Origin of the sequence: Microcoleus sp. FACHB-68 (assembly GCF_014695715.1) — a bacterium.
Taxonomy (GTDB): domain Bacteria; phylum Cyanobacteriota; class Cyanobacteriia; order Cyanobacteriales; family Oscillatoriaceae; genus FACHB-68.
In genome coordinates, this window is the sequence record NZ_JACJOT010000008.1 from 781,027 (window position 1) to 801,930 (window position 20,904).

The following is a 20,904-nucleotide window of genomic DNA, read 5'->3' on the forward strand; positions in this document are numbered from 1 at the left end:
GGAAATTAACCCAGTTTCTATCACCCCTAATCTTATTTAATTTTAGCGCTGCCTTGCTGAGAAGCTAGTGCCAGTTATGGACTGCCAGCAGCTTCTCCATTGGTTAACATGACTCTTCCATCACAAGAATGGCTGGGCTGCTATTGCTTCCAAACCCACGGATGTTAACAATTCCTTCCATCTCTGTGCGAGATTGACATCTGCTGGTTGGGATTTTTTTAGCTCGGCTAGAGTGCTGATCGTATCTATCCAAATGCCAGCTTTTCCATATAGAGCGGCACGTTCTAGAGGGCTGGCATTGACTAACTGGCTCTTAAGAGCCGTATCAGCTTCAATTCGTTTGACGGCTCCTTGGACGACGGGGCTATCTGGTTTGAGTCCCTGTTCGCCAACGATGATAAAAGCCCACTGATAATTTTTGCCAATTTCTAAGGCCGGCGCATTATCTGGGAGTTGGAAACTGAGAATTCCCGAATTGCCGGCAATGGGGACTTTGGTTTGGTAAATATGTTGATTGTTTTCATCGACCAAACTAAAAAATACTTGTTTTGCCGAAGTTTCGGGAACGTAAACCAAAAACACAGGGCGTTCTGCCACGGTTAGCCCCTCTTGAGTCGTCGGCATGAGCGGCTTGACACAGGAACTTTGCGCGGCTAACTCCTGAGAGCATTGGCTGCCGTCTCTAGACGCTCCTCCTGCTGTATCTTTGGGCTTTCCGGGTCCGGGAGGATCAAAAGTGATGCGGAGAACTGAAGATCCAGGAAGATTGGACGCTTGATTCACCGGCTCTTGTTGAGCTTTAGCCGATGGGTGCAACCCAGGTAGGGTTGCCATTGCCAGGAATAGGCCGGTGGACAAGATCGCGATGGGTAAAGGTTTATTTTGTTTAGACTTCATGGTGTCACCTCTCAAGGTTTGTTGGTTACCGCAGGCTCTTCTAGCACCCTTGCCAGATATTGTAAATCTTTCGCGAGAAATGATTTAAAAATTTAGGCAATGATCTTAGCGCCAATTCCCGACCAGAATAAATGGTGCCCAGTAAGAAGGATGCTCAGATCCAGGGTTCTTCAGCAGACTGAGTTGAGCTTGACGCAAAGCTTCTGCTTTGGATACACCAGATTAGGTGATTTTTCGGGAAAACTCACTGATTAGAAGGATTCGTAGTTTTTACCGGCTCCACTATCAAAGCTGCCTGAGTTTGTCAATATTCCTTGGGCAATAAGTACAAAAGTTATGCCATTATCTTAGCGCCAATTCCCGACCAGAATAAACGGTGCCCAGTAAAAAGGATGTTCATATCCAGGGTTCTTCACCAGACTGAGTTGAGCTTGACGCAAAGCTTCTGCTTTGGATACACCAGATTGGGTGATTTTTCGGTAAAACTCACTCATCAGTTCGGCAGTAGATTGGTCTTTGACTGACCACAGGGTGGCTAGGGTACTGCCGGACCCTGATCGCACAGCCACTCCCGCCAACCCCAACGCCGCCCGTTTATCACCGGCTGCCGTTTGACAAGCACTCAAGATCAGCAATTCGATGGGGACGCGTTCTTGTTGTTCTCTAGCTCTCAACAAGCTTTCAAACTCTTTTACTTTGATTTTCTCATTCCAAGTCAGAATAAAAGTCTCATCAGGATTAGAGCTAAACTGCCCATGCGTCGCTAAGTGAACAACCGGATAATTCTTTGAAGTGAGCTGTTCTTGCAAGTTTGGTACAGTAAAGTCTTGATTTAAAAAAATCCTTGTCGGCACCTCAGACGAAATCTGCTGCACTTCCAACTGTACCCCTGGCAGGGCTGAAAAGCCTTGACGTGCCTCAGACAAGCCGGCGGTTAAAACCTTAATTTCCTTTTTTTGCAAAGACTGTGTTTCCAGCAGTTGCAGTCCAGGCGTTAGGGCAACACTATATTTTTCCACAAGATACTGCTTTCCATCGGATAGCGCCGCCATTGGCAGATTTCGCAAAACCCCATCCAGCACAAAGACCAGGGTTTTAATTTCACTTTGAGCTAACTGATTTTCTGCCGGCTCGATCAACCAATTATAGACTTGCTGAGAAAGGCGCAACCGCTCTTGATCTGCAAAAAATGGATTTAAAGATTCCAGAAACTGCCCCAAAATACTTTCCACTTCATTTTGAGGTAAAACCGTCGTGTAATGGCTTAAAGGCTGTCCCGGTAGTGAGAGGATCACTTCTAAGCGATCAGGCAAAATAATTGGATAAATAACCGCAGCGGTTGGATCAAGCTGATCGATTTGCTGAGGCTTGACATCCAAACAAGCTTCCCGGAAAAAGTTATCTAATTCTGCCACTTGCAGGGCTTCAATCACTTCACGAGCTTTCTTAAGATTTTGCTGACTGGGATTAGATTGCAATAGCAAACTGACTAATTGCCGGTAAACAGGTTCAACACTCTCATTAAAAGAAAACTGAACATCAGGATTAATCGCGGCTAAGTCACTGCGAAGAGATTGCAGCTTATTGATAGCTTCTGTATAAGCGGCGATTGCGCCAAAAGTATCGCCTTGCTGCTTTAAAATTCGGCCTAGCTGTCCTTGCCAACGAGCCACAATATAATCAGCACCGCTCGCTTGCGCCAGCACGAGAGCTTGCTCTGTCAAGGTTCTAGCTTCTTTCCACTGTGTGGAACCTTCATATAAATGTCCAAGTTGACCGAGGGCGTAAGATTCCGCTCTTGAGTCTCCCAGCATTTTTGCCTGTTCCACAGCTTTTGCTAGCATTTGAGCGATTTGTTGGGCATTGTTTGGGTTCGATTTGCTATCCCCTATGTCCCATTTTATTAAACTTTCAGCAAAATTAACTTGAGCGTAAACACCATATCTGCTCGAAGGTAAATTGCTAAGCTGTGATTGAATTTGAGGTGACAAAACTTGAGCTTCTGCCCAATTTTTGGTTTCCAGGAGTAAGCTTAATTTATTAAGTTGAGCTTCTACTTTTGTGAGCGGATGAATAGCATTTTCAGCAGCTTTTTGATAGCTTTGCAAGGCTTTATCAGTCTGTTGCAAAGCTCTATAACTATTTCCCAGGCTCAAGAGGGTGGAACTGATCTCAATTGGGGAATTGAGTTGCTGGGCAATGGCTAAACTTTGCGCTAAAACCTCTTGAGATTTGCTCACATCTCCCACCACTTGCAAGGTGTCTCCCAAACTTCGCAATCCTGTTATTTTGATTGAGGAATTTGGTTCGGCTTGCAGTTGTTGGCTGATTCGCTCCAAGGTTGTTTGTGCTCGCCGATACAGTCCGAGGGTTTGCAGAGCTTGAGCTTGGTTAATTTGGCTGCCTAGGATGCCGGCACGATCTCCAATTTCTGTATAGGCTTTTTCTGCCTGTTTCCAGCTCTCTAGAGCGGCTTCAGTTTGGCCGGTGGCTAGTAGCAAGCTTCCTTGTGTATTGAGGGCTTGGGCAAGAACTTGTGTATGACCTTTTGCCCTTTGTTTATTGCCGATAAGTAAGTTAAGACTTTGAGTAATTGCTGTTTGCGCCGGCTCCCATTGTCCTAATTCTTGATAAGCAATTGATAAATAGTTTAAACTAATAGCTTGATGGAGCTGATCACCCTGATTTTCATAATTTTTAACTGCTTCCTCCCAGACAGCCGCCGCTTCAGAAAAGCGTCCCGCGTCGTAGAGGTTTCTGCCTTCTTCTAGAAAGTTTATTGATTGCGTATTTGGTGAGATGCCGGCATCCCCTTGAGCCGCAAAAATCTGTACTTGTTCAGCCTTAGAGCCTAATGGAAACTCTAAACTTGAAAATTTAAAATCCGAAGGCTGTGCGGCGACACTCGGCAACAAAGCTGTCACCACAAAGAAAGTCAGTAATCCTAACCCAACACTGGCAGGAATCGATCTCAAACGTTTCCAAAATTTGCCCATTATTCGCTTAATCATTGCAGTTTGCCGGCTGATTCCAAGAACTAGAAAGAGTCACATTAGCGGCTTTAGCCACCAATTCAACCTGTCCTTTGGCATTGACTGTCCATCCAGTCGCCTCAACCAATGAGGATGCGGGATTGGAGACTGAGACTTCTGTGATACTGCCTTGCTCCCTCGCTTCCTGGCTTCCCAACTCCCCAACCGGACGCAGATCGTGCCACACTGCTTTACCAATAAGGGTTTGAGTTGGATCGGAAGGTAACCCACCACGTCCGGTAATCGTGAAACTGTTGCCTTGTTTGGCGCAACCGGCAGATATTTGAGTTGTTGGATCGGTTGGGCGCACCGGCAGCTCGATTAACCCAGAAGCGGGGTCAACATCGGGGGTATTAATTTCCACGGTGCCGGTAAACTGAGGGCCAAGATTAGAGGTGGCGGTGATATCGCTTTGCGGGGTAAGTGCGTCGCGAAACTGAATGCCAAAAATGCCTTGGGAGGTAATACTGACTCTGCCGCCAAATCCTTCTTGGGCGTTAGCGGTAATATCACTATTTTCTAACGCGACCAGGGTTTTTGTACCGAGGGTGATGTTACCGCCATCGGTATTGCCGGCATCGGTTGTAATTCGGCTGCCCTGGCGCAATTGTAAGTCTTGCGTGCGAATTTGGATGTTACCACCGGCACCCATTGCTGTCGCGGCGTTGAGTGTGCCTTGCCTATCTAAGCGAACCGACTGGGCGTTAATATCAAGCGTTCCGGCATCGCCAGTTGCGAAACTCCGCACATCCAGCGCCGCGCCATCGCGCACGACGACCGAACGGGCGTTAATTTGCAAATCTCCGCCTGCCCCTGTTACCGAACGGGGGTCAATTTGCGAATCTTCGCCTGCCAATCCACCAAACTGCAACAAGTCTGCCCGTCCCGACGAGGTGACTAAGGTAGCGGGAAGGCCGGTTATTGCTGCTCTGCCGGCCAACTCTAGCAACTCGGACGCATTAATGGTAATCGTTCCGCCATTTCCAGAACCTAGCGTCGCGCTTGAGACGATTGCGCCGTCGGAGATTCTTATATTCGGGCTGTTCATGGTAAGGTTGCCGGCGGGCGAAGCGGTGAAAGTTGTAGTGCCAGGGCCGCTGGTGATCCTGCCATCCGCAGAAACGCCTTTGATTTCAATCGATTCGCTGGCATTAATCACCACATCCCCCCCCGGCCCGCCAGTGGTGATGATGCCGGTGCCGATCACCCCGCCGCTATTTGCCACAATTAGCCCACCGGCTTGATTGACGACCCTTTTTGTGTCGATCTCAATGTCGCCGCCTGCGCCAGTGCCGAAAAAGCTAGTATTTGTAATCCCTGTGGCTAGCAGGGCACCCGGTATCGTTGTTGAAACCTCCACCGATTCAGAAGCTTTGACAATCACATCTCCAGCCGATCCACTGCCGATGGTGGCGCTAGAAAGTATCGCCCCGTCCCGGATGGTTAGGGTGCCCGTGTTGACCGTGACGTTGCCGGTGGAACCGCTACTTCCCGGACCCGGTGCTGTGAGAATGCCAGAGGCAACGAGATTAACGGAACTAGCAGCCTGAATGTCAATTTTTCCGCTATCACCTTGTGTTTTTGCCGGACTGAACATCAGCGCACCATTTTGCATAATCAGCGAGTTCGTCTCAATCGCCATATTCCCGCCGGTGCCGGTGCCACTGGCTACCGAAAACATACCGCCAATCCGATTTGTTGGGCTAAACTGCCCTAATATAGCGGCACCGATGAGCAATTCCATCGTGTCAAATCCTGTGCCTACAAACACGGCTGAATCCGTAGCCCGCACAGTTAAATTCCCGCCGGTGCCGGCATCATAGGTGCTCGCTGATAAGAAGGCTGCCCCTTGAAGTTGGAAATTCCCGGTTTCAACGGTAAGGTTGCCGCCGGCACCGGCACCGGCAGTATCGCTTGATAAGCTGGCAAATGCTAGCGGGTTGCTGCCGGCGATCTGGGTTGTTTGGCTGGCGCGAACGGTTAAATCTCCCCCCTTGCCGGCACCCAATGTTGTTGTAGATATCGAGGAATCGAGTAAGTTAAATTGCGCTGCTTGAATCTCGATGCCTCTGCCATTTTGATCGCCCAGGGTATCGGCAACTACGCTTGATCCCTCTCGAATGTTGACGGTTTCGCCCCGCATCGCGATCGCGCCACCGCCGATGCCGCTAGTGTTTAGCGTCGCACTAGCGAGATCGATTGTGCCGAACTGGGTAATGCCGGTGTATCCGAAGTTCCAGCCGGTGGCAATTGGCGTGAGGCTAACGGTTCCCGGACTTTGTACCGCACCCAGATGCACTTCGCCCCCGCTTGCGCTTGCACTGCCGCCGGGAAAGATCACATCTCCCCCAACTAGGGCTAAGGTTTGGCCGGCTTTGACTTGCAACCCTCCTGTTAAGGGTGCTGTTGAGCTGTCCGGGCGAGATTGATTGACAATTGCCCCCGGATTGCTGCCAAATTGCAAGCCAATGGGTACGTTAACCGTTAAAACTGGTGAGGATTGCGGATTTTTCGCGGAAAAAACATTCCCGTCTGCAAATTGGATGCTGTCGGCTGTGGTGCCGGTGAAAGAACCCCCAATATTTAACCGCGCATTTCGCCCAAAAATAATTCCATTGGGATTGAGCAAAAATAAATTGGCGGTTCCGTTGGCGCGAATTAATCCTTCAATATTGGAAATGTTGCTGCCGGTAACTCGGCTGAAAATGTTTTGAATATTGGCAGAATTATTAAAAAATGTTTCAATATTTGCCGGCACAGAAAATTCTTTAAAGCTGTGAAAAAGATTGCTGCCAGATGTGGTGCCTCCGTCAATCTGAATTATATTGCCGGCTGGAGTAACTTCTGTATTGTTCGGCAGCGTTGTATCGGGTATAACTTGCGCCTGAGCAATGCCGGCAATTGAAGAACAACCTATGACACAAGCAACAATCAAGACAGGGTGATACTGGAAAAGACGATACATAAATTCTTTAATAGCATCTAAAAAAATTCAGCAGCGCACCCGATAACCTGACGCTTATAATTAAATTAATTATGGCACGAAGTCAGCGGATTCCAAGAGTCATAAAAAGTTACATTAGCAGCTTTAGCCACCAATTCAACCTGTCCTTTGGCATTGAATGTCCATCCAGTCGCCTCAACCAGTGGGGATGCAGGGTTGGAGACTAATACATCTGTGATATTCGCCCTCTCCTCAACGCCTCCTCTACCCAGATTTTCAACCGGGCGTAAATCTCGCCAGACTGCTTGACCAATAAGGGTTTGAGTCGGATCGGAGGGTAAGCCGCCGCGTCCGATGAGGGTAAATTCACTGTTAGCGGAAACACAGCCGGTGGTAATTTGAGTGCTGGGATCGGCGAGATTTTCTTGGAACTGAACTAAGCCAAAGGCGGGATCAACATCGGGAGTATTGATTTGTACGATGCCGGTAAATTGTGCGCCGAGTTGGGAAGTTGCAGTAATATCGCTTTTGGGGGTTTGAGTTGTGCGAAACTCTGTGCCAAAGATGCCGCTGGCGTTGATGGTAACTCCCCCACCAAAACCTGTTTCTGCATTGGCGCTGATGTCACTATTTTCGAGGGCAACTAAGTTATCTGTTTTGATGGCAATATTACCGCCATTCGCTTCTTCCGCATTGGTGGGAATTTCTTGTCCATAATCGCTGACAATTTTACTACTGGCATTAGTTGTAATCAGGCTTTCTTGACGTAATTTTAAGTTTTGAGCGCGAATTCTAATATTACCTTGCTGGCCGGCTCGTCGGGTGGCTGTAATCAGGGATTCGTTATTAAGTTCAACGGTATTAGCATTGAGTTCAATGTTGCCGGCTTCTCCGGTTCCTAAACTTGCTACATTAATGGTTGCCCCATCCCTGAGACTTAAGCTGCCGGCGGCTACGGAAACTGTGCCGGCATCTCCCGTTAATGCTGTTGCATTATTCAAAGTTGTCCGCGCATACAATCCACTCCGAATTTGACCGTTTATCGATCTACCATAAATCTCCACTTGATCTGCTTGAATATTAATATTGCCACCTTGGCCGGCACCAAAGGTTGAGACGGAAATCACTGCTCCATTTTCTACGGTTAGTTGTTCAGCAGCAATTGTAATATTCGCTCCATTTCCTGTTGAGCTTGGCCAAGGATTAGACTGAATCGCGGTTAAACTTCCACCATCTGCTGATAGTCCTCCTAGGCTGACTTGTCTGGCTTGAAGGTTAATATTGCCGGCATTGCCGGTGGCATCTGTGCCAGAAAGTATCCCGCTGCCATCTCTCAGCATCAATTGATTTGTGTTAATGCTTAATTCGCCTCCACCACTGCTTCCTTTTGTCCAAGAAATAATGCTGCTGAGAAACTTTCTATCTGGAGTTCTGCCAATTAACTCCACTGAATCGGAAATATTAAAAGTTAAATTTTTACCTAATTTTGATCCTTCGTTAATGGAAAAGATAACTGAACCGTTTTCCAACGTCAGTCGTCGCGCCTGAACTTGCAGCAAGCCGGCTGGATCGCCACTGGTATCAACTGAAGCCGATTGAGTCAGGCGGATATCCTTAAATTGGGCAGATGTTTCAGGACGGAAGGTGATTTCAGAAGCATTGAAATTAATAGTAACTTCCCCACTCGATAAAGCGAGTAAATTAATCGTGCCGGCGGGGGCGAGTAAATTTCCACCTTCTAGATAAATATTTCCCCCTACTAAGGCTAAGGTTTGACCGGCTTTGACACTTAAAGAGTTGCTTGGATTTTCTCGTTCTAGTCCGGTTTCTAAACTCAAATTTAAAGAGCGACCGGCACCTTGAACAACAATATCTCCTGAATCTGCACCCACTTGCAATCCAATAGGTACATTAACGATGAGTAAAGGAGGGGCTTGCGGATTAATAGCGCTGAAAAAAGTACCGTCGGCAAATAGAAGACTGTTCGCCGTTGTTCCGATAAAAGATCCTCCAATATCAAGCTTGGCATTCGGGCCAAAAATCATGCCATTGGGATTGAGCAAAAATAAATTAGCAGTTCCGTTGGCGCGAATTAATCCGTCAATATTGGAGATTTTGCTGCCGGTAACTCGGCTGAAAATATTTTGAATCGTAGAGGAATTGTTAAAGACAGCTTCGCTATTTGTCGGAACAGAAAATTCGCGAAAGCTATGAAATAAATTGTTGCCGGCTTGGGTTCCACCTTCAATTTGGATTGCGTTGCCGGCAGCCTTGACGTTACTGTTATTCGGCAGCGTTGTATCTGGAATAATTTGAGCGCTAACAGTGCCGGCGGCTATCAAGCTCAAATAGAGAGCACTGCTAATAATTGAGGCTGGGAAAACCTGGTATCTATGCATAAAATACCGCCTGTCAATAGAATTAATAAACTTTTAGGTTACTGAAACCCCTAATTCCAAGGCATTTTTCAATTGTCACAACTAGCCGGCTGATTCCAAGAACTAGAAAAACTGATATTGGGAGCCTTTGCAACCAATTCCATCTGACCTTTGTTATTGATAATCCATCCCGTTGCTTCAATAATTGGGGGCTGGGGGTTGACAATTGAGAATTGGGAAAGACTGCTCTCCCTGTGCCCTCCACTTTCCCTCTCCTCTACAATCTGCCCCGCAGTCTCTAGGGGACGCAGATCCTGCCAACGCGCTGTGCCTCTGAGGGTTTGAGTGGGATCAGCCGGCAAACCGCCGCGTCCGGTAGCGGTGAAGCTACTGCCCCTCGCTGCTGTGCAACCGGAAGCAATTTGAGTGTTGGGATCGACCGGCTTTTCTGACAACTCAACCACACCTGAAGCTGGATCGACATCCGGGGTATTCAGTTGAACCGTGCCGCTAAACTGTGCGCCAAGGCTGGAAGAGGCAGTGATATCACTTTTTGCAGTAAGTGTTGGCCGAAATTCTGTGCCAAAAATGCCTTGTGCATTGATAATAACCTGACCGCCAAAGCTGCCGGTGGCATTTGCTGTGATATCGCTATTTCTCAAGGCAGCTAAGGTATCGGCATTGATGGTAATATTGCCGCCGGTGGCGGTGCCGGTGGCATTTGTGGTGATGTGGCTGCCGTGCTGTAGTTGGAGCTCAGAGGCGTTGAGGGTCATGTTACCTTGATTTCCTTGGGCGGCGGCGGCGCTGAGTGTGCCTCGATCAAGGCGAATCTGATCGGCATTAAGATTGAGGTTGCCGGCACCACCCGTTTGATTGGAACTGACAGAGACTTGCGCCCCATCGCCAACGATTAGCCGCTGTGTCTCAATGGTTAAGTTGCCGGCATCTCCAGTTCCCTGAGAACTTGCAAATAACCCACTGGGAAAGCGCTGTCCTGAATCATCGCGGAAAAAGTCACGCTTTGTAGGAGGAATTGCCGGCACCGATCCACTCAGTTCAATCGACTCAGACGCTTTAATATTCAGGTTTCCCCCCGCACGACTGCCCAAGGTGCCGGTGGCGATCTGTCCCCCATCCCGGACGATCAGCCTTGCAGTTTCCAGGCTTAAGTCGCCTCCCAAACCGGCATCCGTGGCGTCAGCCGATAAAGTGCTCGGATTTCCCAAAATTGAAGTGCCGCTGACTTCGACAAGATTTGCTCGCACGCGAACTTCACCGGCATTGCCCAACGCTAGGCTTTCAACGCCCACCCGTGCACCATTGGTGATCCGCAAACTTTCGGCTTCAATGGTGAGTTTGCCCCCGTTGCCGGTAGCCCCTGGTTCGACAGACGCGGCTAAAACGCTGGCAAATCTTCCAGATTCTGAAGTGCCGGTGATTTCAACTTCTCTGGCTTTTACCGTCATTTGGGCGGCATCACCGCCACCTAGGGTAAAGGTTAAAACTTGTGCGCCATCTGTTACTAACAAGCGATCCGCTTGAATAATTAAGTTTCCGCCCTGACCTGTGGCTCCTTGATACACAGAAGTTTCTACCACGCTGCCGGCGAGGAGTTCGACTAAATTTGCCTGGATCGTTAAAGTGCCGGCGTTGCCAGATCCAAAGGTATCTGCGCCAATAATCGCGCCATCTGCAACCCTCAAGTGATCGGTTTCGATGAGCAAGTTGCCCCCATTGCCGGTTGCGCCGGGATCAACGCTGGCAAAGAGACTGCTGGAAAAGGCACCGGGACTACTGGTTAATTCAACGGATTCAGTAGCGCGAACAATCAGGCTGCCTCCGGGTTGATCACCCAAGGTATCGGCTAAAATGGCTGAACCTTCACTGAGTGTAATGCGCCGGCCCATAAGTTGAACGTCGCCGCCGCCGGTGCCACTACTACTAATAGAAGCCGCTTGAGAAAGACGGATATCTTGAAAGTTTTCAACGCCGGGATACTGAAGCGTCCAACCTGAATTCGTGGGTGTGAGGGTGACTGTTCCACCGGCAACACTTCCCAGTTCAATTCGCCCAGATTCTGCGGTTAAATTGCCGCCAATAAGTGTAATATTACCGCCAATCAAGGCTAAGGTTTTGCCGGCATTCACTTGAAGTCCTGCCGGTCTATCTTCTCGAAGAGTTGCTAAAGTTACGCCATCAAATGCAAGTTGATTCCCTGGCCCTTCAACCTGAATTCCCCCTGGATTTGGCCCTAATTGCAAGCCGATGGGGACATTCACGGTCAATATTGGTGGGGCAGTGGGATTAATCGCGCTGAATTCGCTGCCACCGGCAAATCGAATACTGTTCGCCGTTGTCCCCATAAAAGAACCCCCGATATTTAACCGGGCATTTGGGCCAAAAAGGATGCCGTTTGGATTGAGCAGAAAAAGGTTAGCTGTGCCGTTAGCGCGAATTAAACCATCAATGTTGGAAATTTTGTTGCCGGTGACGCGACTGAAGATGTTTTGAATACCGGCTGCATTGTTAAAGAATGCTTCGGTATTTGTTGGAACAGAAAATTCTCGGAAACTGTGGAATAAACTGCTGCCGACTTGGGTTCCGCCTTCAATCTGAATTACATTGCCGGCAGGCGTAACCGTTGTGTTACGCGGCAGCGTTGTATCTGGGGCAATTTGGGCGCTGGCGATGCCGGTGAAATTCATGCTACAGCACATCCCACAGCCAATTAACAAGGCTAGGTGAACTGGGTTATTTGACATCATAAAAAGAATGATTTGTCAATTTTTCTACCAACAAATTTTTAGCCGCACACCTGACAATTTCCTGATGATGCCATCAATTATGGCACTTAGCCGGCTTGTGCTAAGGATGTTGTTAAATGTCAAATCAAATCTTTACACAAATCGAGGAATTTGACCCAGACTTTTTCATTGCCGGTAAAAACCTTGACGCTGAAGACGAGTTTTTCTCTTTCTCTAAAAACTCGAAAATCCTTGTTTAAAATACAAATATTTTTATCTATGACAAGCTAAAAATAACACTAGGAAGCGTTATAGGGAGTTGCAAGTTGCCGCACTAAACTTGCGGCTGAGCCGGCTTGAGCGTTCGTTAGGAAATTCCCCGCTAAGGCTCGCCTCAAGCCGCAGATTTTAACGCTGATTGATAGGTTCAACCCCAACCAAGTACAACCTTTTATAGAAGCTGGAAAGGGATTTTAATCGAGTGTGGGTTGCTCAGTTATTTTTGCTCGATTGCCCTAGGAAACGGCTACAACCGGCACCTGAGTCACCGCAGCAGCCGGCCCGACCAAAGAGATAAAAGGTTCACTAAAATACCGGCAAGCCGCTTGCTGAGCCACAGGTGCCGTCACCGCACTAATCGCTGCAGTAAAACTCGAATCAAATTCAATTCCCAGCCCTAACGTCTCGTACCAGCCAAACACCTGAGCGAGTTGAGCATTGGTTTGTTTGCCCAGCGCATATTGCCCTAGCAACTTATTCTTCGCCGCTTGTAGTTCTTCATGACTGAGCACCACGTTGCAGAGGCGCTCTACTTCCGTCCGCAAGCCGGCTAGCGCTGTTGCCGTATTGTCGGGTGCGGTGCCCATGTAAACCGCAAATTGGGAGGTATCAAGCCGCGTGGGGTACAGCGCCGAAACTTCGTAAGCCAAGCCGCGCTTCTCTCGCAATTCCACAAACAGCCGGCTGGAGAGACCATTTCCTAAGTAAGTGTTGAGTAACTTCAGCGCTGCATAATCGGGACTAACAGCTTTGGCGGTGGGAAGGTTTAACGGTACGCTGGCACTTTCGGGCGTTGCTGTAGCTTCTGCACCCCGTACTGAAGGCGCGAGATAACCCAGCATGACAATGGATTGCTGCGTCTGCAGGGGAGTGACGATTTGCTGAGGTTTAGGGTTTGGCACCGGCAGCACCAGAGCCGGCAGAGGTGTTGCCGGTGCTTGCCAATCTCCAAACACTTCACTGATCAGTTCGAGGGCGTATTCTGGCGCAATCCGACCGGCCAAACTGATCACCATATTATCTGGGCGGAAATACGTTTGGTGATAGTGGTGCAGATCGGCGCACGTCAGTTGAGAAACCGTGGCTTCGGTTCCCAGACTAGAGAAGGCATAGGGATGATCCGGGTACATGGCTTGCCGCAACTGCTCGAATGCGATCGCAAACGGCTGTTCCTGCTGGGAGCGAATGCCTTGAAGCGTCAGGCATTGTTCTAGTTCCACCTCGGCTTCTGGGAAGGTTGGCGCTCTCAGCAGTTGCCCCGCCAAGTCGAGCATCTGAGCAAAGTCAGATGAAACGGTTTTCAGACTTAGCAAGAAATAATCTGGGGTAGCATCTGCACCCAGGCTGGCTCCAACAGACTCTACCTGCTCAGCAATTTCTAGGGAAGAAAGCCGGCTGGTTCCTTTTGTTAGAACTGCGGCTAGTAGATGCGCCAACCCTGCTTGGTGTCTGGGTTCGCACCGGCTGCCGGCGCGGACAAAGATCCGAGAGGCAATAATATCGGCGGCGGGATTTTCCACCAATAGCACTACCATGCCATTGTTGAGAACGGTGCGATGAACAGTCCGGTTTTGAAAAGATTGCATTAAAGTTTGATTCACGTTTGAGTTGAGGGTGGAACTTCAAAAAATGGGGAGATGGAGCGAGCTAAATGCCGGTAACGAATTAAGAACTAGAGAGGTTTAAGCACCGTAACGGCGTAATAGTGGGGGGAGAGATACTGAGCCGCTAAACGCTGTAAATCTTTGGCTTGATAGGACTGAATTTTTGCCGGATAAGTCACAGACATTTCCGAGCGGGCAATCGTATGGTAATAACCGTATAAACCGGCTAGCTGAATCGGGGTTTCTGTTGAAAAGGCATAGTCATTACACAGCAATCGTTTGCAGCGAGCGAGTTCGGCTTCAGAAATTGGTTTTGCTTGCAGTTGCATGAGATGCTCGCAAATCAACGCTTCCACCTGCTCCACATTTTTTGGATCTAACCAAGCACTGATCGTTAACAAACTCGATTCCTGCTGTAGGGAGAAACTACAGTTAACCCCTTGAACCCACCGTCCCTCTTCCCGCAAGTCCCGGACTAAGCGAGAGGTTCGCCCTTCTCCCAGCAGCACCGAGAGTAAATCTAATCCGTAAGCATCTTGTAACTGATCGACCCCTGGCCCTGTCCAAGCCATGATTAGCCGCGCCTGTTCCAACCGGGGAACATACAGTTCCCGCCGGCGGATTTCGATCATCGGGGGTTCAGCTTCTATTTGGATTTTGGGACATTTTTCTGGGACGGGAAATTTCTCAAAGGCTTGATTCACCAATTCCAGGGCCGGTTCCAGTTCAACATCACCGACTATCACGACAGCCATGTTTTCTGGTTGATAGTGCGTTCGGTGGAAACTCCGCATTTCCTGGGGTGAATGCTGCATCAATTTAGCCTCAGTTCCCAGGATTGGACGCCCGTAAGGGTGGCGAGGGTAAACAATCTCCATCAGGGCTTGAAAGGCTAACCAGTCCGGGCTATCGGCAGATTGACGGATTTCCTCTAACACGACATCACGTTCGCGGACAAATTCATCGTCTGGGATGGCGGCGTGTAAAATAAGTTCTGCCAAAGCCGGCAGCGTATCTTTTAAATACTCGGCTGCTGTGAGCGTGAAGAAATGTGCGTAGTCGTGACTCGTGGCAGCATTTGTCATTCCGCCCCGATTTTCGATCGTGCAATCAAATACTCCAGGCGGCATCAGATCGGTGCCTTTGAAGATCATGTGTTCTAAAAAGTGCGCCATCCCAGACCATTGCGCCGGTTCTGCCATTGCGCCGGCTCTGACCCAAACATCTACTACAGCCACAGGTGTGGCCGGAACCGATTGGTGAATAACTGTTAACCCGTTTTCCAGCCTCAAGATTTCGGCTGGGAACCCTGATAGAGTCCTCAATTGAAGCAATTTGTGTAAAGGCCAATAAAAATTTAATACGATGTGACTTATCGTAACGTTTTATAGCTAAACAATTTGAATGAATTGTTACAGTCTAGCCCAAAGTGGCCACTAACTGCTGGTGGCCGGCGGTTGAGGATTCACAGGGTACCGGCTTTTGGGGTGGGTGTCGCACTGATCACTCATACCCTCCGTTTCACTGCGCCCAACGTAATCGTTGGGTTTTCGCTCTGCTCAACCCAACCTACGAAAATCTAAAATTGTATGGCTGATGCGCTTACGGAACGGATGAATCTGGCTGCTGAAAGTCTTTTGGATAATGAGGCGCTTACTGCTCAACTAGACGAGCCGGCAGCTAACGCCTTGCTGGATTGGGGCTTAGCCTGTGTCAAACTAATTGTGCAAGACACGGCTGATTTGGATGAGGAAAGGGCTGAAACCTTCATCGCGCCCAAACTTCGCGCCACCCGCTTGCTGATGCGCTCAGTCAATCAGTGGGTTGCCAGAGGGGATGGGGATGATCGTGCCGGTGAGTCTTCACTCAATGAGATTCTAGAGCAAGCCGCCAAGATTTACCCCAATTACCAACCCCCAAACAAGGCACAACAGCAGGCATTTTTAAGGCAATCTCTGCCAGATGAGCCGTCCGAATGGATTCTCAATCTCCGCCGGCTCGTTGAAGGTTCGCATGAAGAAGCAAAGCCGTAATTTCTCATATAAAAATTTAGGCTTGATGAGACAAAAGGGAAAACTATCTAATCTTTAATGTTATGAATGCAATTAATCAAGATTCAAAAGAAACTTTAACTTCCAAACTTAAAAAAACTATTCCACAGCCTCTTATTGAATTTTGGATAATAACACGAAAAGCCTTATCTAACTCACTCAGCACTCAGCATTCAGAACTTAGCACTCTCTATCGCCGGCACACCATCTCTGTGTTGTTAATGGCCGCCCTTATTTGGGGGTTAGCCGGCTGCGGTTTATTTCAAAAGTCTTGGTGGCAAACTCAGTTCACCAATCCTGCCCAGCAAACTAATCCGATTGTAGCCGACTTGGTTACTAATATTAACAGTAGCCAAAGTAGCATTCACGTTGCCGCCTTTGAATTTAATCTCGATTCAATTGCTGAGGCACTGATTGCTGCTAAGAAGCGCGGAGTCGATGTTAAATGGGTGACAGATGACGAATATGGATTGGCAGAAGATAAAGATCCGGGACACGGGCAATTCGCTCAGCTAAAGCGGGCAGGAATTCCTGTAAAGGCAGATAACCGACCGGATTTGATGCACAATAAATTTATTATCTTTGATAATCAAATTGTCTGGACCGGCTCCACAAATTTAACGATTAATGGCACGCAAAGAAATAACAATAATGCGATTTTGTTGAATTCGCCAGAATTAGCGGTGATATTCGAGCGAGAATTTGCTGAAATGTGGGCCGGCCAATTTGGCCCTTCTTCTCCCTCAACGGTGGATCTGCAACAAGTCACCGTAAATGGGACGCCGGTACAGGTATTATTTGCCCCTGAAGATAAAGTCTCCAGTAAATTACTGCCGCTGATTAACAATGCAAAAAGCAGTATTCGATTTATGGCTTTTTCATTCACTCATGAACAATTGGGTGCAGCAATGCTGAGTCGTGCAAAAGCGGGAGTGGATGTGCAGGGAATTTTTGAAACGAATGGCAGTGAAACTCAGTACAGTGAACTGCCTAAGTTTTACTGTGCTGGGATGCCGGTGCGTCAAGATAGTAATCCGAGTGCTTTTCACCACAAAGTGATTGTGATTGATAATAACACCGTAATCACCGGCTCTTATAATTTCTCGAATAATGCAGACCGACGTAATGATGAAAATGTGGTGATTCTGAACAATTCAGAAATTGCTAAGGATTATTTATCTGAGTTTAATACTCGCTGGGCAGAATCACGCCAGCCGGCAAAGACGAGAATGAAGTGCCGGTGATCTATAGTTGAATCTCCTCGATAGCAATTTAGCTGTTTTTGGGGGTTTCTATGGTGCCGGCAAAAAGATTGTTTAATTCTAATATTTTATTCGTACCTCATAACATTTTAAAATTGTAAGTACGAACAAAATCACACCTTTTGCAGCCGGCCTTTTAATCCCTTCATCAAAAAAAAAGACGCGGTGTAATGCCGCGCCCTAATAAACTTGGTGAGGAAAAGATTTACAAGTGAATTTCCTGAAAATGACTGCGGGGATTAAAGCTGCGAGAAGCCCGAATTTTTTCGTATAATTCACGCTCAGTCGCACTGATATCTTTTGGCGCTACAATCACGATCTTTACCAGTTGGTCACTGCGGCCTCCTTTTGGACGGGGCCAGCCTTTGCCGCGCAGCCGCAGAGATTGACCGGAACGAATGCCGGCGGGGACATTCATGGTGACAGTCCCATCCGGTGTAGGGATTTCAACTTGACTGCCTAAGACGGCCTCATCGGGCGTCACCGGCACCTCACAGACGAGATTATCGCCATCAAATTGGAAGAACGTGTGAGGCTGGATTTCGACCACTAAATAAAGGTCGCCGCGCTGCTGGCTGTAGGGATTGAGCTGACCTTTACCCTTAACACGAATGCGACTTCCCGGTTTAGCGCCGGCAGGAATTCGCACATCAATCATTTCATTGCCCAAACTCAAGCGTCTCTGCACGCCTTGAAAGGCTTCGGAAAAGGTGAGGGTGATCGTTCCCTCGCGATCTGCAGAGGTGCCGGCTGCGCGATCACCAACGCCTGAAGCATTTTCAAAGCCACCAAAGCCGGTTGGGCCACCTGTGCTGGTACGGTAGTTGTAATTCCAGCGAGGATTGCGACCAGCAGTCGGGCCGGTGCTGCCAACGCGACCGAGTAATTCGTTAATGAATTCGTCAAAGCTGCCGAACTGGCTAAAGTCGAAGTTATTAACATCTACACCAGGGGCAGATGACCATCCTGGCCCTGGCCCAGCTTGTTTCCAATATTGACCGAATTGGTCGTATTTTTTGCGTTTTTCGGGGTCAGATAAGACTTCGTAAGCTTCAGTTACTTCTTTGAAGTGGGCTTCTGCCTCCCGATTGCCAGGATTCATGTCTGGGTGGTATTTCCGTGCCAGTTTGCGGTAAGTCTTTTTAATGTCATCCGCACTGGACGTTTTACTGATACCCAAAATTGCATAGTAGTCTTTAAAATCGGTTGCAGCCATTAACCAGTCACCTCTGTTTTAATGAATAAGTTTAAAGTTTTTTTTCTACAACGTCATAGTGAGTGCTGAGTGGTGGGGGAGTTAGAGAGTGCCTTTAGCTGGACGTAAAAGTTTTAGGGCGACGCTGCACTCAAAATGAGGAAGATCGGATACCGGCTTGGTATTATCTGGTTAGTGAAGGGGTGATGGAAGAAAAATGCTCACTTCTCTAGCTTCAGATTACCTAAGGTTAAGTATGGCTCTAGTTCGGTTTTTTCTTAGGGTATGATCGCAATTTCCGTACTAATGCCGGCAGGTGACCACCGGATTAGCTGATCAAGGCCATCTTGGAGGGCTGGGGGGGCGTCACTCATCTGCCGGTGCATCCGCAAGATAACTTCTTCTGGGACTTGCCGGCCTCGCTGCCGGTTGCGTTGTAAGCACTGCTTTAAGGGGGTGTCTAGCCACAAGCCGGTGATGTGGGTAAAACCGGCCTCTCTTGCCAGCCCAATGGCTTCGCGGCGCTGTTTACGGGCTGCATTGGTGGCATCGTAAATGGCTGAGGGGGCATGGATCAGGGCTTGCTGAAGCTGACGTTGTACTTCTCGCCAAACAAGTAACCACGGCCCTTGAATCGATTCATCTCCAAATAGCTTAGCCCGGATGGCGTCTGTAGAAATGAGGTGCCGCTGTGGGCAGTCTGCAATCAAGTATTGTGCTAAATAAGTTTTTCCGCTTCCAGGAAGCCCGATTAGTAAAATGAGTTTGGTCATCGAAGGTTTAGATTTTAGATTTTAGATTTTAGAGGGTTAATCCAAAATCCAAAATCTAAAATCCAAAAGGCTAAATAACAGTTCTGTCAGGAATTACCGCATTTTTCAAGACGACAACGATGCCGCTGCGGATGTAGAAACCGTCGTCTTCACGATTGGCTTCTTCTACTCTATCTTTGTTGATGATTTGGACGTGCCGGCCTATCCGAGCATTTTTGTCGATGATGGCGCGGCGAATGGTGGTGTCGGAACCAATACCCAAAGGTACGCCGCCTTTTTGTAAGCCGGATTGACGTTCTGCGAAGGGTTCGTAGAAGTCAGAACCCATGAGCAGGGAGTCTTCGATGTGGCAGCGGGCTTCCACGCGAGAACGCACGCCTAAAACCGAGTGATCGATGCGGCATTCTTTGAGGATGCAGCCTTCTCCGATCATCGATTCGGTTACTTGACAATCGAGCAGCTTTGTGGGTGGCAAGTAACGGGCGCGAGTGTAAATGGGGGCTTTTTCGTCGTAGAAGCTAAAATCCGGTTGGGGTTGTTTGGTTAAAGCCAGGTTGGCTTCATAGAAGGCTTCTATGGTTCCAATGTCTTCCCAATAATCGTTGAATAAGTAGGCTTGAACGTTGTAGTCTTTCGCGGAAGCGGGGATGATTTCTTTACCAAAATCAGTCCGATCTGGGGCTTCTTCCAACAGTTTGACCATGACATCTCTGTTGAAGACATAAATCCCCATTGAGGCGATATAGGGGCTTTTCTTGGCTTGTTCGGGTGATAAGCCGAGGGTTGTGGTGTCAACCTGCATTTCCTTCAAGGCGTCGCCTTTGGGCTTTTCGCTGAAGGACATCACCCGTCCTTTCTCGTCGATTTTCAATAAGCCAAAGTCGGAGGCGCGTTTCTCGTCGATGGGTAAGACGGAAAGGGTGATATCTGCGCCGGTTTCGCGGTGACGTTCGACGAACTGCCGGTAGTCCATGCGATAGAGGTGATCGCCAGAGAGAATGAGATATTCATCAACATCCCATTCCTGCATTAGCCAGAGATACTGGCGCACGGCATCTGCGGTTCCCTGGAACCAGTTCGGGTTTTCGGCGGTTTGTTGGGCGGCGAGCACTTCTACAAACCCTTCCGTGAAGCCAGAAAACGTGTAGGCGCGGGCGATGTGGCGGTTGAGGGAGGCTGAGTTGAATTGGGTGAGGACGTAGATTTTGTAGATTTCTGAGTTGATACAGTTACTGACGGGGATATCAATCAGGCGATATTTGCCGGCGATGGGGACTGCCGGTTTCGCCCGTAGTTTCGTGAGTGGATAGAGGCGGGTGCCTGCGCCGCCGCCGAGGATGATCGCTAAGACTTTTTTCACAGAATTCCTCCCAAATGCCGGTGATCTCTCCTGTCCAGTGTCGGACTGTGCGGGATCGTTGGCAAGGGGGGAAGGCAGGATGTTAGGTTAAGAGCCGGTTAGGGGTGAGGGTTTCGGGGCAAAATATCAGTGCGGTAATACATCTGTTGTCATCTTCTGTTCTCAACTATAATGTAAGAAAACTTGGATCTTCTTCCGGGTAGTTCACTTACGCAATGTAAACCTAACTGTATTAGCTGATAGGAGTCTTTTATGTGTCAATATAATTTTAATGTATTTACATGTCCCAAAGACAAAACGTGCAAGACCAAATTCTGTAATCACCCAGAACTGGGTTTTATTCAATGTCACTCCTATAGAGCAGATGATGGGACTGAGTGGT

The 20,904-nt window shown here is 48.5% G+C and carries 13 protein-coding genes; 3 read left to right on the plus strand and 10 right to left on the minus strand.

Features of this window, described 5'->3' with window-relative positions; translation table 11 throughout:
- Positions 1 to 120: 120 nt before the first annotated feature.
- The 5 genes from H6F73_RS12260 to H6F73_RS12285 form a co-directional block, all read right to left on the minus strand.
- Positions 121 to 897: a DUF928 domain-containing protein gene (locus tag H6F73_RS12260; protein ID WP_190759018.1), complete on the minus strand. Its 777-nt coding sequence runs from the start codon at positions 895 to 897 to the stop codon at positions 121 to 123.
- A gap of 347 nt (positions 898 to 1,244) precedes the next feature.
- A complete protein-coding gene (locus tag H6F73_RS12270) occupies positions 1,245 to 3,908 on the minus strand; it encodes a CHAT domain-containing protein (RefSeq protein ID WP_242072427.1) in 2,664 nt (887 codons plus the stop codon).
- Positions 3,901 to 6,894, minus strand: a complete 2,994-nt coding sequence (locus tag H6F73_RS12275; RefSeq protein WP_190759020.1) for a filamentous hemagglutinin N-terminal domain-containing protein — start codon at positions 6,892 to 6,894, stop codon at positions 3,901 to 3,903. The genes H6F73_RS12270 and H6F73_RS12275 overlap by 8 nt, the downstream gene beginning before the upstream one ends.
- Positions 6,895 to 6,959: 65 nt before the next feature.
- Positions 6,960 to 9,272, minus strand: a complete 2,313-nt coding sequence (locus tag H6F73_RS12280) for a filamentous hemagglutinin N-terminal domain-containing protein (RefSeq protein ID WP_190759021.1) — start codon at positions 9,270 to 9,272, stop codon at positions 6,960 to 6,962.
- Between the two features lie 68 nt (positions 9,273 to 9,340).
- Positions 9,341 to 12,019, minus strand: coding sequence for an S-layer family protein (locus H6F73_RS12285; RefSeq protein WP_190759022.1), 2,679 nt, complete (start codon positions 12,017 to 12,019; stop codon positions 9,341 to 9,343).
- 116 nt (positions 12,020 to 12,135) lie between these two features.
- Between H6F73_RS12285 and H6F73_RS26990 the strand changes: the two genes are divergently transcribed.
- A complete protein-coding gene (locus H6F73_RS26990) occupies positions 12,136 to 12,258 on the plus strand; it encodes a hypothetical protein (RefSeq protein WP_277882601.1) in 123 nt (40 codons plus the stop codon).
- A 255-nt stretch (positions 12,259 to 12,513) separates the two neighbouring features.
- Here the strand turns inward: H6F73_RS26990 and H6F73_RS12290 are convergent, their stop codons facing one another.
- Both H6F73_RS12290 and H6F73_RS12295 read right to left on the minus strand, forming a co-directional pair.
- Positions 12,514 to 13,863 carry a pitrilysin family protein gene (locus H6F73_RS12290; RefSeq protein WP_190759023.1) on the minus strand — a complete coding sequence of 450 codons (1,350 nt, stop codon included), beginning with the start codon at positions 13,861 to 13,863 and terminating at the stop codon, positions 12,514 to 12,516.
- An 86-nt stretch (positions 13,864 to 13,949) separates the two neighbouring features.
- Positions 13,950 to 15,215: a pitrilysin family protein gene (locus H6F73_RS12295; RefSeq protein ID WP_190759024.1), complete on the minus strand. Its 1,266-nt coding sequence runs from the start codon at positions 15,213 to 15,215 to the stop codon at positions 13,950 to 13,952.
- 255 nt (positions 15,216 to 15,470) lie between these two features.
- Between H6F73_RS12295 and H6F73_RS12300 the strand changes: the two genes are divergently transcribed.
- A complete protein-coding gene (locus tag H6F73_RS12300; RefSeq protein ID WP_190759025.1) occupies positions 15,471 to 15,914 on the plus strand; it encodes a hypothetical protein in 444 nt (147 codons plus the stop codon).
- A 239-nt stretch (positions 15,915 to 16,153) separates the two neighbouring features.
- Entirely contained in the window at positions 16,154 to 17,176 is a 1,023-nt protein-coding gene (locus H6F73_RS12305) for a phospholipase D-like domain-containing protein (RefSeq protein ID WP_190759026.1), read from the plus strand.
- 223 nt (positions 17,177 to 17,399) lie between these two features.
- Here H6F73_RS12305 and H6F73_RS12310 read toward each other — a convergent pair whose 3' ends face one another.
- The 3 genes from H6F73_RS12310 to H6F73_RS12320 form a co-directional block, all read right to left on the minus strand.
- Positions 17,400 to 18,410, minus strand: coding sequence for a DnaJ C-terminal domain-containing protein (locus H6F73_RS12310; protein WP_190759027.1), 1,011 nt, complete (start codon positions 18,408 to 18,410; stop codon positions 17,400 to 17,402).
- Between the two features lie 257 nt (positions 18,411 to 18,667).
- Complete coding sequence (locus H6F73_RS12315; RefSeq protein ID WP_190759028.1) at positions 18,668 to 19,162, minus strand: AAA family ATPase; 495 nt, start codon at positions 19,160 to 19,162, stop codon at positions 18,668 to 18,670.
- A gap of 70 nt (positions 19,163 to 19,232) precedes the next feature.
- Complete coding sequence (locus H6F73_RS12320) at positions 19,233 to 20,522, minus strand: glucose-1-phosphate adenylyltransferase (RefSeq protein WP_190759029.1); 1,290 nt, start codon at positions 20,520 to 20,522, stop codon at positions 19,233 to 19,235.
- Positions 20,523 to 20,904 lie beyond the last annotated feature (382 nt).

Coding starts and splice junctions, on each gene's coding strand:
- H6F73_RS12310 (WP_190759027.1), bottom strand. CDS start 18,410: ATGGCTGCAACCGATTTTAAAGACTACTATGCAATTTTGGGTATCAGT.
- H6F73_RS12315 (WP_190759028.1), bottom strand. CDS start 19,162: ATGACCAAACTCATTTTACTAATCGGGCTTCCTGGAAGCGGAAAAACT.
- H6F73_RS12260 (WP_190759018.1), bottom strand. CDS start 897: ATGAAGTCTAAACAAAATAAACCTTTACCCATCGCGATCTTGTCCACC.
- H6F73_RS12305 (WP_190759026.1), top strand. CDS start 16,154: ATGGCCGCCCTTATTTGGGGGTTAGCCGGCTGCGGTTTATTTCAAAAG.
- H6F73_RS26990 (WP_277882601.1), top strand. CDS start 12,136: ATGTCAAATCAAATCTTTACACAAATCGAGGAATTTGACCCAGACTTT.
- H6F73_RS12275 (WP_190759020.1), bottom strand. CDS start 6,894: ATGTATCGTCTTTTCCAGTATCACCCTGTCTTGATTGTTGCTTGTGTC.
- H6F73_RS12280 (WP_190759021.1), bottom strand. CDS start 9,272: ATGCATAGATACCAGGTTTTCCCAGCCTCAATTATTAGCAGTGCTCTC.
- H6F73_RS12300 (WP_190759025.1), top strand. CDS start 15,471: ATGGCTGATGCGCTTACGGAACGGATGAATCTGGCTGCTGAAAGTCTT.
- H6F73_RS12290 (WP_190759023.1), bottom strand. CDS start 13,863: ATGCAATCTTTTCAAAACCGGACTGTTCATCGCACCGTTCTCAACAAT.
- H6F73_RS12270 (WP_242072427.1), bottom strand. CDS start 3,908: ATGATTAAGCGAATAATGGGCAAATTTTGGAAACGTTTGAGATCGATT.
- H6F73_RS12285 (WP_190759022.1), bottom strand. CDS start 12,019: ATGATGTCAAATAACCCAGTTCACCTAGCCTTGTTAATTGGCTGTGGG.